The organism is Paenibacillus gyeongsangnamensis, from assembly GCF_027533625.1.
Lineage (GTDB): Bacteria > Bacillota > Bacilli > Paenibacillales > NBRC-103111 > Paenibacillus_G > Paenibacillus_G gyeongsangnamensis.
Map to the genome: position 1 here is coordinate 230,014 of NZ_JAQAGZ010000012.1, position 13,871 is coordinate 243,884.

General features: G+C 53.5%; 14 protein-coding genes, 1 rRNA gene and 1 other RNA gene. All 16 read left to right on the forward strand.

The features are described 5' to 3' along the window. The first annotated feature begins 73 nt into the window (after positions 1-73). Positions 74-1,675 (forward strand): CTP synthase, encoded by a 1,602-nt coding sequence (locus O9H85_RS19625; RefSeq protein WP_269883109.1) that lies wholly within the window; start codon positions 74-76, stop codon positions 1,673-1,675. A 260-nt stretch (positions 1,676-1,935) separates the two neighbouring features. Then, positions 1,936-2,328 (forward strand): response regulator, encoded by a 393-nt coding sequence (locus tag O9H85_RS19630; RefSeq protein ID WP_269883110.1) that lies wholly within the window; start codon positions 1,936-1,938, stop codon positions 2,326-2,328. Positions 2,329-2,702: 374 nt separating this feature from the next. Next, positions 2,703-3,557, forward strand: coding sequence for a class II fructose-1,6-bisphosphate aldolase (gene fba / locus O9H85_RS19635; RefSeq protein WP_269883111.1), 855 nt, complete (start codon positions 2,703-2,705; stop codon positions 3,555-3,557). Positions 3,558-3,808: 251 nt separating this feature from the next. After that, complete coding sequence (locus tag O9H85_RS19640) at positions 3,809-5,062, forward strand: UDP-N-acetylglucosamine 1-carboxyvinyltransferase (RefSeq protein ID WP_269883112.1); 1,254 nt, start codon at positions 3,809-3,811, stop codon at positions 5,060-5,062. A gap of 83 nt (positions 5,063-5,145) precedes the next feature. Continuing rightward, positions 5,146-6,450, forward strand: a complete 1,305-nt coding sequence (rho, locus tag O9H85_RS19645) for a transcription termination factor Rho (RefSeq protein WP_269883113.1) — start codon at positions 5,146-5,148, stop codon at positions 6,448-6,450. Between the two features lie 13 nt (positions 6,451-6,463). Next, complete coding sequence (locus tag O9H85_RS19650) at positions 6,464-7,738, forward strand: radical SAM protein (RefSeq protein WP_269883114.1); 1,275 nt, start codon at positions 6,464-6,466, stop codon at positions 7,736-7,738. A gap of 80 nt (positions 7,739-7,818) precedes the next feature. Beyond that, positions 7,819-8,016 carry a 50S ribosomal protein L31 gene (gene rpmE, locus O9H85_RS19655; RefSeq protein WP_269883115.1) on the forward strand — a complete coding sequence of 66 codons (198 nt, stop codon included), beginning with the start codon at positions 7,819-7,821 and terminating at the stop codon, positions 8,014-8,016. 84 nt (positions 8,017-8,100) lie between these two features. Further along, a complete protein-coding gene (locus O9H85_RS19660) occupies positions 8,101-8,490 on the forward strand; it encodes a hypothetical protein (RefSeq protein WP_269883116.1) in 390 nt (129 codons plus the stop codon). Positions 8,491-8,537: 47 nt separating this feature from the next. Next, positions 8,538-8,801: signal recognition particle sRNA large type (ffs, locus tag O9H85_RS19665), an RNA gene on the forward strand. Positions 8,802-8,961: 160 nt separating this feature from the next. Continuing rightward, positions 8,962-10,023: an ATP-binding protein gene (locus O9H85_RS19670; RefSeq protein ID WP_269883117.1), complete on the forward strand. Its 1,062-nt coding sequence runs from the start codon at positions 8,962-8,964 to the stop codon at positions 10,021-10,023. Between the two features lie 77 nt (positions 10,024-10,100). Next, positions 10,101-11,846 carry a DNA polymerase III subunit gamma/tau gene (gene dnaX / locus O9H85_RS19675; RefSeq protein ID WP_269883118.1) on the forward strand — a complete coding sequence of 582 codons (1,746 nt, stop codon included), beginning with the start codon at positions 10,101-10,103 and terminating at the stop codon, positions 11,844-11,846. Positions 11,847-11,881: 35 nt separating this feature from the next. Continuing rightward, positions 11,882-12,193, forward strand: coding sequence for a YbaB/EbfC family nucleoid-associated protein (locus O9H85_RS19680; RefSeq protein ID WP_269883119.1), 312 nt, complete (start codon positions 11,882-11,884; stop codon positions 12,191-12,193). Positions 12,194-12,229: 36 nt separating this feature from the next. Next, a complete protein-coding gene (gene recR, locus O9H85_RS19685; RefSeq protein WP_269883120.1) occupies positions 12,230-12,826 on the forward strand; it encodes a recombination mediator RecR in 597 nt (198 codons plus the stop codon). Positions 12,827-12,945: 119 nt separating this feature from the next. Then, positions 12,946-13,233, forward strand: coding sequence for a DUF2508 family protein (locus O9H85_RS19690; RefSeq protein ID WP_269883121.1), 288 nt, complete (start codon positions 12,946-12,948; stop codon positions 13,231-13,233). Further along, positions 13,233-13,502: a pro-sigmaK processing inhibitor BofA family protein gene (locus O9H85_RS19695; protein ID WP_269883134.1), complete on the forward strand. Its 270-nt coding sequence runs from the start codon at positions 13,233-13,235 to the stop codon at positions 13,500-13,502. The genes O9H85_RS19690 and O9H85_RS19695 overlap by 1 nt, the downstream gene beginning before the upstream one ends. 217 nt (positions 13,503-13,719) lie before the next feature. After that, a 16S ribosomal RNA gene (locus O9H85_RS19700) occupies positions 13,720-13,871 on the forward strand; the annotation flags it as partial.

Sequence of the window (13,871 nt, forward strand, 5' to 3'; positions counted from 1 at the left end):
GGTGCCTTGCGCTTCACGAGCGTTGGGGCCCGGTACATTCGGACGGCAAGTCAAACTTGGGAGGTATTACATAATGACAAAGTATATATTCGTGACCGGGGGCGTCGTTTCCTCGCTGGGCAAAGGGATCACGGCCGCATCGCTGGGAAGGCTCCTGAAGAACCGGGGACTGAAGGTCACGATCCAGAAGTTCGACCCTTATATCAACGTGGATCCGGGAACGATGAGCCCGTATCAGCATGGGGAAGTGTTCGTAACCGACGACGGTGCCGAGACGGATTTGGACCTCGGGCACTACGAGCGTTTTATCGATATTAATCTGTCCAAGAACAGCAACGTCACGACCGGCAAAATTTATTCGTCCGTCATTGCCAAGGAGCGCCGCGGCGAATATTTGGGCGGAACGGTACAGGTTATTCCTCATATTACGAACGAAATTAAGGAGCGGGTATTCCGTGCGGGGCGCGAGGCGCATTCCGATGTCGTAATCACGGAAATCGGAGGTACGGTCGGAGATATCGAGAGTCTGCCGTTCCTTGAAGCGATTCGGCAGATCAAGAGCGATATCGGCCGCGAGAACGTGATGTACATTCATGTCACCCTGATCCCTTATTTGAAGGCCGCAGGCGAAGTGAAGACGAAGCCGACCCAGCATAGCGTAAAAGAGCTCCGCAGCATCGGCATTCAGCCGCATGTCGTGGTTTGCCGGACCGAGCATCCGCTGTCCGAAGACATGAAGCGCAAGCTGGCGCAGTTCTGCGACGTGGATCCGGAGGCCGTGGTGGAGTGCCTTGACGCCGAGACGCTGTATGAAGTGCCGATGATGCTCCGCGAGCAAGGGCTCGACGATATCGTGGTCAACCACTTGAAGCTGACGACGAACCAGCCGGATATGTCCGAATGGGAAAGCATGGTTCAGCGCGTGAAGGCGCCGAAGGATACGACCGAAATCGCCATTGTGGGCAAATATGTCGCTCTCCATGACGCATACCTTAGCATTGTGGAAGCGCTCGGTCATGCCGGCATCGACTGCAATACGGAAGTGAAGATCCGCTGGGTGAATGCGGAGGAAGTCTACGATCATAACGTCGGGCAGCTGCTCGCCGGCGTATCGGGCATTCTCGTGCCGGGCGGCTTCGGCGATCGCGGGATCGAGGGTAAGGTTTCTGCGATCCGTTACGCGCGCGAGAAGGGCATTCCGTTCTTCGGCATCTGCCTCGGCATGCAGGTGGCTGTTGTGGAATACGCCCGCTCGGTGCTCGGCCTCGAAGGCGCGAACAGCTCGGAGATCAATCCGACGACGGCGTTCCCGGTCATCGACCTGCTGCCGGAGCAGAAGGATATCGAAGACCTGGGCGGGACGATGCGTCTCGGTCTTTACCCTTGCAAGCTGAAGGAAGGCTCGCTTGCGATGCAGTGCTATAACGACGAGCTCGTATATGAGCGCCATCGTCACCGCTATGAATTCAACAACGAATACCGCGACAGCATCGAAGCTGCGGGGCTCAAAATCTCCGGTACGAGTCCGGACGGACGCTTGGTGGAAATTATCGAATGCCCGGATCACCCATGGTTCCTGGCCGTTCAATTCCATCCGGAATTTACGTCGCGCCCGAACCGCCCGCAGCCGCTGTTCAAGCATTTCGTAAAAGCGGCTTACCAGTTGTCCAAATAACCCGAGGCCTCTCGGCCTCGCCAAGCGCAGGCATTTCCTAACGGCAGGAAATGCCTGTTTGGTTTAGGCTAGGGGCAGGGAGAACGGCAAGCGGTTCACCGGGCTGATCCTGAAACTTCTTCATTATTTGTAAAACATTTCAACTTTTTATTCCGTAAGCAGCAGGAATCGCGCCTTTGGCATCGAATATCTTTACAAAGACAAGAGGGTCGGGTCGGTAAGGCCGATATTATGGAAGCGGAAACGGAGAGGATGCCTCAATGAAGAAGAAGTTGCTTATTGTCGATGATCAGAACGGCATACGCATTTTGCTCATGGAAGTATTCAGCAGTGAAGGTTACGAGACCTATCAAGCCTCGAACGGCAAGCTTGCTTTGGAAATCGTCCGCAACGTTTCTCCCGATCTGGTCCTGCTCGACATGAAGATCCCCGGGATGGACGGCCTCGATATCCTGAAGCATATCAAAAGCATCGATCCTTCGATCAAGGTCATCATGATGACCGCTTACGGCGAGCTGGATATGATCAAAGAAGCTACCGACCTCGGAGCGATCATGCATTTCACCAAACCATTCGATATCGATGAGCTGAGAGCGGCGGTCAATCAGCAGCTGCGTTCTCCGAATAACAGTTCATATGCCGTGGGATCCTGAGAAGGGTCTCTTTTTTTTTGGGAAAAATGCACCTTCGCTTGCGGAGCGTAGGCTGTGCAGCCGTTTCTCCCGGTCTAGCTATAAGTTATGAGAACTTATGCGCTTCGCATCAACCTTGAGAAACGCACGAACCCTTGACTCTTAAGGGCTGTGTAGCCGTCTCTCGTGGATTGATCATTTTGCATAAGTTATGAAACTTATGTGCTTCGCATCAACCTTGAGAAACGCAGAAACCCTTGCGGAGCGCCGGTTCCGTATGCGTTTCTCGTGGGGTTAACGTTTGAAAATATCTATGCTATAATAGGCAAGTATGACATTTTGAACGGCCTATCGCATCCAGGCAAGGTCTATTCACACTAGGAGGAGAGAAATACATGCCACTCGTTTCTATGAATGAGTTTTTGCCTAAGGCAAAAGCGAACAAGTTTGCAGTCGGACAATTCAACATGAACAACCTGGAATTCGCCCAAGCCATTACGGAAGCGGCGGAAGAATTAAAATCCCCGTTCATCTTCGGCGTTTCCGAAGGCGCATTGAAGTACATGGGCATGGAGTACACGGTAGCGATCGCCGAAGCGGCAGCCAAGAAATCCGGGCTTCCTATCGCATTGCACCTGGACCATGGAAGCAGCTTTGAAGTTGCGATGAAATGTATCCGTGCGGGCTTCAGCTCCGTTATGTTCGACGGCTCCCACTACTCCTTTGAGGAAAACATTCGTTTGACTAAAGAAGTGGTTAAAGCGGCTCATGCAATGGGTGTATCCGTTGAAGGCGAGCTTGGCACTATCGGCGGCGTGGAAGACGACATCAGCGTTGACGAAGAGCATGCTAACCTGGCGAAGCCGGAAGAAGCCATCCGTTTCTACGAAGAAACCGGCGTGGACTGCCTGGCGATCGCCGTAGGTACGGCGCACGGCATGTACGCAGGCGAGCCGAACATTCATTTCGACATCATCGAGCAGGTATCCAAAGCGATTCCGGTACCGGTTGTACTGCACGGCGGATCCGGCGTTCCGGACGAAATGATTCGCAAGTCCATCGCAGCGGGCGTAGGCAAAATCAACGTGAACACCGAGAATCAAGTGGCATGTACGCAAACCATCCGTGAAGTTTTGAACAAAGACGCGAAAGTGTACGATCCTCGTAAATACCTCACTCCTGCCCGCAAAGCCATGGTTGACGTGGTGAAGTCGAAAATTCTGCTGTTCGGAAGCTCCAACCAAGCCTAATCGATTGTATAGGGAAATGCACCGCTCCGGCGGTGTGTTTCCTCCCTTCTCTTTTGTCTCTTTTTTGTTCATTCTAAGTCAGGATTTTTAGTTGATAGAATTTATAAGTTGTCGTAACTTATAGCTTCGCATCAACCTTGGTAAACGCGCTCGCCCTTATAAGACAAGGACGGCGTAGCCGTTTATCCTGGTGTGCTGATTGCGTTTGACTGGTAACGGTTAAAGTGGTATTTTGGGAGGAAAAACGAAGCATGGAGAAATTGATGATCGCCGGGGGGCGTCCGCTGCGGGGAACGGTACAAATCAGCGGGGCGAAGAACAGTGCTATCGCGTTGATTCCGGCTGCTATTTTGTCGGAGACGGCGGTAACGCTCGATAATTTGCCGGCCTTGAGCGATGTCGCGATTTATACGGAGTTGTTGGAAGAACTTGGTTCTACGGTAGAATGGAGCGGGGACCGGATGTCGATCGACGTCAGCGGGCTGCGTTCCAAACCGATGCCAAACGGGAATGTAAAAAAGCTTCGGGCGTCTTATTATTTGATGGGTGCGCTGCTGGGGCGGTTTGGAGAAGCAACGATCGGAATGCCGGGCGGCTGCAATTTTGAACCGCGGCCAATCGATCAGCATATCAAAGGATTTGAAGCACTGGGGGCTCAGGTAACGAACGAGAACGGCGCCCTGCATATCAAAGCAAAGGAACTTCGCGGGGCAAAAATTTATCTCGACGTCGTCAGCGTCGGCGCTACAATTAACATTATGCTTGCGGCTTCAAGGGCCAAGGGCGTCACTATCATCGAAAATGCGGCAAAAGAGCCTGAAATTATAGATGTTGCTACTTTATTGAATTCCATGGGCGCAAGAATCAAGGGCGCCGGAACGGAAACGATCCGAATCGAAGGCATGGATGCGTTGCACGGCTGCAGGCACTCCATTATACCGGACCGCATTCAGGCGGGCACGTACATGATCGCGGCGGCTGCCACAAGAGGCGATGTGGTCGTGGATAATGTCATCCCGAAGCATCTGGAGGCGGTTACGGCCAAGCTGCAGGAAATGGGCGTACATATCTATGAAATGGACGAATCCATCCGTGTGGTAGGACAGCCGGAATACGAGAGTGTGGATGTCAAAGCACTGGTTTATCCCGGCTTTGCCACGGACCTGCAATCCCCGATGAGCAGTCTGCTGACGCAGGCCAAGGGCGTGAGCATTCTATCCGATTTTGTATACAGCAACCGGTTCAAGCATGTGCCGGAGCTTACCCGTATGGGAGCCAATATCCGATTGGAGAGCCGTTCGGCGATTATCGAAGGGTCCAAGCTGAGCGCGGCCAAGGTCAAGGCGACCGACCTGCGCGCGGGTGCCTCTCTCGTCATTGCCGGACTGACCGTAGAAGAAGGCGTTACGGAAGTTACCGGCGTCGAATATATCGACAGAGGCTACGATAATCTCGTGACCAATCTATCGAATTTAGGGGCGGAAGTTTGGCGAGAGAATGATTAAGCGGTATAGAGTGACCGTTTTTTGGGTAATGCTAGATGGAAGACCGCAGGCCTTGAAAATTTAATAGTTTGGTGGTTGAGAATATGGATATCAATCTTGCGCAACTGGAAGCGCAAAAATTAACGGATCTGTACAAGCTGGCCAAGAAGCATCAGATTCCTTATTACGGCCAGATGAAGAAAAAGGAACTTATCTTTGCCATTCTACGCGCTCAAGCGGAGCAAAGCGGTCTTATGTTTATGGAAGGCGTGCTCGACATTCTTCAAGAGGGCTTCGGCTTCCTGAGACCGATCAACTATTTGCCGAGCTCGGAGGATATTTACATCTCCGCTTCGCAAATTCGCAGATTCGATCTGCGGTCCGGCGATATCGTATCCGGCAAGTGCCGCCCTCCTAAAGAAAACGAGCGTTACTTCGGATTACTGCATGTAGAGGCCGTGAATGGGGAAAACCCCGAAACGGCGGCAGAGCGGCTTCATTTTGCAGCGCTCACCCCACTTTATCCGCAGAGAAAATTGGGCCTGGAAACATCCCCTACTCACTATTCCACTCGTTTAATGGATCTTCTTGCTCCCGTCGGCTTCGGACAGCGCGGTCTGATCGTGGCGCCGCCCAAAGCCGGCAAGACGCTGCTTCTGAAAGAAATCGCCAACAGCATTTCCTCCAACCATCCGGATGTCGAGCTGTTCGTGCTGCTCATTGACGAACGGCCGGAGGAAGTTACGGATATGCAGCGCTCGGTCAAAGGCGAGGTCATCGCGTCGACCTTCGATGAACTGCCGGAGAACCATATCAAAGTGGCGGAGCTCGTTCTGGAACGCGCCCAAAGACTTGTGGAGCATAAGAAGGATGTCGTGATTCTGCTCGACAGCATCACTCGCCTGGCCCGCGCATACAACCTGGTTGTGCCGCCGACCGGCCGCACCTTATCGGGCGGTATCGATCCGGGAGCGTTCCATCGGCCGAAGCGTTTCTTCGGGGCGGCCCGGAACATTGAGGAGGGCGGCAGCCTTACGATTCTCGCAACCGCGCTGATCGAGACAGGCTCCCGGATGGACGATGTCATTTACGAGGAATTTAAAGGTACGGGCAACCTGGAGCTTCATCTGGACCGGAAGCTTGCGGAACGCCGTATTTTCCCTTCCATCGATATCCGCCGCTCCGGTACGAGACGCGAGGAGATGCTTCTTACGAAGGAAGAGTTGGATAAGGTATGGGCTATCCGTAAGAGCATGAACGATTCCCATGAATATGTCGAAGCATTTATCAAGAAACTGGCCGATACCAAAACGAATCAAGAATTTCTGGAGAGTCTGGACACCTCGGGCAGCGGCGGTTCGCAGCCCGGCGGCGGCGCTTCGCGTCGCGTGAAGCATTCCGTCTCCTAGGAGGTTTAACATCATGAATCTGGTATACGCCGGCTTGGACGGTCAAGTGTACGACCATCCGGATTATATAGGTCTCGGAAGGAACGGCGAGCTCGTGACCGAGATTTTGGAGGAAGAGCTGATTCCGCTTCCGCAAGGAGCTACGCTCGTGAGCTTGCCCGATACCCGTCCTATCGGAATCGACCGGGCTACAGGGGAGATGCGGGCCATCCCCGGTGACGTTACGGCCGTTGGGGCGCTGCTGCCTCAAGGGTTTACGAGGCTTCTGATTCCCGGCTACGCGAAGGCGGACAAGACGAAGGTGCTGCCGCTGTTCGGGTACACGGCTGTCGTATGGAAAGACGGCGGCTTCTATGTGGCCGCGGAAGCCTGCGACGATCCGGAACGCTGGAATCCGCGCAACTGCGACGCGGACGAGCTGGAGGTGCGCGTGCAGGAGCTGCTTCAGCGTTACAGCGAGAATAGGCTGTATCAGCACTTGTCCAACTGCGCATTGGAGTATGAATGCTTGACCGCCTCCAATACGTTCTTGGACCGATGGGAGGGTGCAGTACCGGTATCGTTCTCCTGCAATGCCGGCTGCTTCGGCTGTATTTCCGAGCAGCCGGAGGACAGCGGCTTCCCCGCCCCGCAGACGCGGATGAACTTCCGACCGACCGTTCAGGAAGTCGTGGATGTCATGCTGGAGCATCTGAAGACGCCGGAGAGCATCATCAGCTTCGGACAAGGCTGTGAAGGCGAGCCTTCCACACAAGCGGCTACCATCATTGAGGCCATTCGCACCGTTCGCAGGCAAACATCGATGGGGTACATCAACATCAATACGAATGCGGGACTGACCGATCATATCCGCGGCATCGTCGACGCCGGCCTGGATCTGATGCGGGTCAGTACGATCAGCGCCTTGGATGACCATTACAACGCTTATTACAAGCCGCGGGGCTATACACTGAAGAATGTGGAGAAATCCCTCCGCTACGCCGCGGATAAGGGCGTGTTCACTTCCATCAACTATCTGATCTTTCCGGGCGTAACCGACCGGGAGGAAGAGATGGAAGCCATGATCGAGTTCGTCCGGCGAACGGATCTGAAGCTGATTCAGCTGCGCAACCTGAATATTGATCCTGAAAGCTATCTTTCGCTGATTCCTCCGGCCAGGGGGGAGAGGTACGGCATGAAGCAAATGCTGGAAATTTTTCGCGAAGAGCTTCCCGGCGTCGTGCTTGGCTCTTACACGCATGTTCCCGGCGAGCTTCAGGACCGCATGAAAAACAGCTTGCAACGATAAGGACGAACGTGCTATAATCCCATCATGTGTGTTATTAACTCTGATTCACATGGTGTTTCAGGGCAAGAGAGGTGAAAGCAATGAAAGAAGCTATCCATCCGACATATCATCAAACGACGGTTACTTGCGCTTGCGGTAACACGTTTGAAACCGGCTCGATCAAACAAAATCTCCGTGTCGAGATTTGTTCCAACTGTCACCCGTTCTTCACGGGCAAGCAGAAGTTCCTTGATGCCGGCGGTCGCGTTGATAAATTCAAAAAGAAATATGGCATGTAATTGTTGTCATGCAGATGACGGCATAAGCGCGCCTCCTGTGGTCATCCTAAGGTTAAAGCTTAGGTTTCCCAGGAGGTGTTTTTTATGTTCAGATTCATGCTATTATTGCTCGGCTTCGCTGCACTTGCAGCAGGCCCTGTCGGCTGCGGCACGTCGGATACGCACCATGAGAGGGCGCAGCATTCCCAGGACGGAACGCTCGGCATTACGGAAGTGAATCCGAATATGCCGCTCTCGGCGACTTATCGGACGTATCAGGATGATGTGCGGGTGATTGAGACGACTGTCCGCGACCGGTTCCCTAGGGTAACCCAAACCTCGGTTACATTAAACGGTCCGACGGCCCGGGTCAGGCTGTACGTTCCGACGGGCACGTCCGCAGAGGAGGCCGGACGGATTCAAGAGGAAGCGAAAGCGGCTCTGACTCAGGCCATGCCCCGGTACCGGATGGTCGTTACCGTTTCTGCTAAATAAACCCCTCAGGTTGCAACTTGCTCCGGTTTCGTCTATACTTAATTTTGCCGTGCTAGACGGGGAGGTAGCGGTGCCCTGTAACCCGCAATCCGCTGTAGCGGGGTTGAACACCTATGAGCGGTATGGCGATGTAAGGTTTGGGTCTTAAAGTTGGTGTTGAGAGTCGGGTCCTCCGCAATGGATGCCTGTGAACCCGGTCAGGTCCGGAAGGAAGCAGCCGTAAGCAGGATGTTCCATGTGCCGGAGGGTTGCCTAACTTGAGCCGACGATAAGAATTCCGCTTGGATCGCCCTATCAATATAGGCGCACGGTTTATACATAAATAACACAACACAGTGCCTCTAGGACTTAAGCTCCGGGAGAAACTGTGTTTTTTTGCGTTTCAGGAGGAAAATGAAAATATTAGGAGAATTGTATACTAATGTTTACCGGGGAAGCCGTTTGGCAGATAAATAAAGGGGTGGAGATACGGTGCGGCATGAATTGACTTTGCTTCAACGTTTTGCCGGTTCTTTCTTGAGGGATGCCAATTTGGGAGTTCTCCTCATGAACACGGACTTTGAGCTGGTGGATATCAGCGAGATGGCATGCCGCGTGCTTGGCTTGAAACGCGAACAGGTGCTGCACCGGAGTATGGAATACATTTTTGCGGACCTGCCCGAGGAGCATCGGCTGGTTCGAAGGCAAATCCTGGACGGGATGGTAGTACGGAACCATGCCGTGTCATGGATGAAGCATCACGAGCGTTTCGAGCTGCTGCTGGATTCCAATGTTCTGCGCGATGAGGAAGGAGAAATTGTCGGGGCTTACCTCTTATTCAAGGATGTGACCAATCTTCGTTCGCTGGAGGAACAAGTCCAGCGAAGCGACCGTCTTGCGATGATCGGACAAATCGCCGCCGGAACGGCCCACGAGATCCGGAATCCGCTCACCTCCATTAAGGGCTTCCTTCAGGTTCTTCGCAAAACCTTCGAAGACCAGGGCATGGAGAAGGAAACCGGCTACACCGATGTCATGCTCACGGAAATCCGGCGAATTAACGAGCTTGTCAACGAATTCCTGCTGCTAAGCAAGCCCAAGAACGTAAGCTACGATGAGGTAGACGTACCCCGGGTCATTCGTGAAATTTTACCGATCATAAATAATGAAGCCATTCTGCATGGCGTTGTGGTTCAATATGAAGCATTATACGGGCTGCCGCGGGTGGTTGCGGACAAGGAGCTGCTCAAGCAAGTATTTCTGAATATCAGCAAGAATGGGATCGAAGCCATGACAGACGGGGGTTATTTGACGATAAGCGAACGGGTTGACATCGAGGAACGGCTGGTGAGTATTGATATCCATGATAATGGCCCGGGTATTCCGGTTTATGTCATCGACAAAATCTTCGATCCGTTCTTTACCACGAAATCCGAAGGTACGGGACTTGGGTTATCGGTTTGCCAGCGCATCATTCACGATATCGGAGGGTACATTCGGGTGTCATCCAAAGGGTTCGGCACAACGTTTACGGTCAGTATCCCGTTCCAGTAGACCATCCGGCTGTGTCTTCAATCCTGCCGCCAAGTATAGTATAATAAACAGGATAAACGATGTTTGGAGAGGGCAAGATGGCACATATCGCCTTATACCGTACTTGGCGGCCGCAATCCTTCCGGGATATGGTCGGACAGAAGCATATTGTCCAAACGTTGCAAAACTCGCTGCGCGAAGGGCGTTACAGCCACGCTTACTTGTTCTGCGGTCCGAGGGGAACAGGGAAGACGAGCGCGGCCAAAATTTTAGCCAAAGCCGTCAACTGCCAGAACGGCCCCGGGGTGGAGCCTTGCAATCAGTGCGATGCCTGCCTCCGGATAACCGAAGGCGCGGTCATGGACGTGGTCGAGATCGATGCCGCCTCGAACCGGGGTGTAGAAGAGATTCGCGATATCCGGGACAAGGTGAAGTATGCGCCCACCGAGGTCCGGCAGAAGGTGTACATTATCGACGAGGTGCACATGCTGACCACGGAGGCGTTCAATGCGCTGCTGAAGACGCTGGAAGAGCCGCCGGCCCATGTGATGTTTATATTGGCAACGACGGAGCCACACCGCCTGCCGGCGACGATCATATCACGCTGCCAGCGGTTTGACTTCCGAAGGGTTGCGCTGGAGGAGCAGGTTGAGCGTCTGCGCGAGGTCTGCAAGGAGGAAGGGATCGACGGAGACGACGATGCGCTTGCCTTTATCGCCCGGCTCTCGGACGGAGGGATGCGGGATGCGCTTAGTCTCTTGGACCAGATCATCGCCTTTTCCGGCCAGAAGGTTACTTATGAAGACGTGCTCTCCATTACCGGAGGGATGGCCTCCGATCAATTCGAGCAATTGGTTCACGCCGTTCAGGAAGGCGATGTAGGAGGCGTGCTCCAGAGAATCGAAGGCTTTATGCAGGAAGGCAAGAGCGCGGATAAATGCATGGAAAGCCTCATTTATTATTTCCGCGATTTGCTGATGGTCAAGATGGTGCCGGGATCGCAGGCGGTTACGGAGCGTATACTGGATATAAAAAGATTCGAGGCAGTGGCCGGACGCTTCTCAAGCGAAGCATTGATAGCGATGATCGATACGCTGAACTATTATCAGACCGAGATGAAATACTCGGTCCAGCCCCAGACGCTGCTTGAAGTCGCTCTGATGAAGCTGACCAGCCAAGCGGCGGGAGCTCCGGCTGCTCCGAGGGCGGCGGCGCCCGCTGTTCCGTCCTCCGGCCCGGCCGCCTCGGGAGGACTGGTTGATCAGCTCATGGGCCGGATTCAGAAGCTGGAAGAACAACTGGCCCAGCTTATGAAGCAGGGGGCGGCCCCGGCCGGAGGAGGCGCCGCGGCGCCCGTTCAACGGAGCGCGCCGCCTCCGTCGGCGCCGCGAAGACGAATCGAAAAGCTGGATGCCTATCTGCGGGCGAAGGATGATCCTGCTTTTCAAAAGGTGCTCGGTCTTTGGGGGCAGGTGCTCACCAGAGTTAAGGAGCAGAAGATTACGATCCACGCCTGGCTCGTCGACGGGGAGCCGGTATCGTTCATGGATGGGAATGTGCTCGTAGCGTTCAAGAACGACATTCATCGCCAGACGACGGAGAAGCCGGCGAACAAAGAGCTCATTCAGAATGTCATGTCCGAAACGCTGGGACAGCCGTGCGCGCTGGTTACGATGATGCTCGCCGATTGGAAGGCGGCTTCCGAACAGGCGAAGCCCGCCGAGTCCAAGGAGGAGCTTCAGCTCGTTGCGGAGGAAGAGCCGGGTGCCCCGAAGAAGGAAGAATGGATCGATGAAGCCATTCAGCTTTTTGGAGAAGACTTGGTGAAGATTAAAGAAGATTAGTTTCATAATTTAGACGATCCGAGGAGGACATGACCATGAACAACATGAACCAAATGATGAAGCAAGTAAAGAAGATGCAGGAGCAAATGCTCAAGACCCAGGAGGAGCTCGGCAACAAGACGGTTGAGGGTACAGCTGGGGGCGGCGTAGTCAGTGTAACTGTCAACGGGCAGAAAAAAGTGACCGCCGTTGTCATTAAACCGGAAGCGGTAGACCCGGACGATGTGGAAATGCTGCAGGACCTCGTCCTTACGGCAATCAACGATGCCATGACCAAAGCGGAAGAAATGGCCGGCAAAGAAATGTCCAAGCTGACCGGCGGCATGAACATCCCTGGCTTGTTCTAACCGATCGGATTTCAATGGAGTAAGGAGCTAAGCCTAGTGTTCTACCCGGAACCGTTAGCCAAACTGATCGACTCGTTCTCCCGCCTTCCCGGCATCGGGCCGAAGACGGCGGGGCGCCTTGCTTTTCACGTGCTTCGGATGAAGGAAGACGATGTGATGGATTTTGCCAAGGCGCTTGTGAATGTCAAACGCAATCTTCACTACTGTTCCGTCTGCTGCAATATAACGGATACCGATCCGTGCCGAATCTGTCAGGACAAAAGCAGGGACGCTTCCATTATTTGCGTCGTCCAAGAGCCCAAGGATCTGGTTGCGATGGAACGCACCAAGGAATTCAACGGGTATTACCATGTTCTGCATGGAGCCATCTCGCCGATGGAAGGCATCGGACCGGATGAAATCCGTATCGCCGACCTGCTGAAACGGCTCAGCGACGAGCAGGTGCAGGAGCTGATTCTCGCAACAAATCCGAATATCGAGGGCGAGGCTACGGCGATGTATTTGTCCCGTCTTGTCCGGCCCTTCGGGCTGAAGGTGACGCGGATAGCGCACGGGCTGCCGGTCGGCGGGGATTTGGAGTATGCGGATGAAGTGACATTGACCAAAGCGCTGGAAGGGCGCAGAGAGTTATAGCACGAAGATGAGAAGCCGACAGGCTTCTTTTTTTTGGCATGCTGGAGTTCTAAGCCGGTGCCGCCCCCTATATGTATTAGAGAAGGGGACAACTCCCCTGAAGAGGAGGAGGGCGCGGGATGATGCGATGGCTGGAGAAATGGCGGACGAGAGGAAAGAAACCAAGAGCTGATATTCGTCAGGATCAGGTTGATTTAGTACGGGAGATTCAAAAGGCGCATATGGAATGGACCATCGCGCAGAAGCGGCTGGACTACGTCGTGGAGAAAGAACAAATCGATTATGCCGTATTTGCCATGGAGGCCGCCGAAAAGCGTTTCGAGATGCTCATTAAACAAGCCAAGAACGCCAAAATTACGAAAGCGGAAGTTTGTGCGGGCCGGGAGCGGGAGGTCGAGGGCGCGTGATGACGTCATACGTGCTGTGGGGCATATTGATCTTATCGGTCATCTTATTAACGCTGGTGCTTGCCCGCAATCCGCACATCTTTCAGTCGTTCGGTTACGTATGTCTGCATGTGGCGATAGGCATTTTTTTGTTATACCTGCTCAATTTGTTCAGTCCGTATACCCGCTTGGAATTGCCGCTCAATGCCGTCACCGTAGGAACCGTAAGCGTGCTTGGCATTCCGGGCCTCATGATGCTGGCTGCGCTTAAACTGTGGATCATTGTCTAGGCACTGTAAGAAAATACCTTTTAATTATCTTAATAAAAGGGTTGCAATCCGCTAGCGGATTATGATATATTATTCAAGTCGCCGCTGAAACGGGCGACAACAAATGACAAATTGCTCTTTGAAAACTGAACAACGAGTGAGTGCAATTAAGAGGATGAAAATTCTCGTCAGCATTAAGATTTGAGCTTAATCAGCTCTGTTCGATAAAGTTTTACCTTTATTGGAGAGTTTGATCCTGGCTCAGGACGAACGCTGGCGGCGTGCCTAATACATGCAAGTCGAGCGGACCCTTCGGGGTTAGCGGCGGACGGGTGAGTAACACGTAGGCAACCTGCCTGTAAGACCGGGATAACTACCGGAAACGGTAGC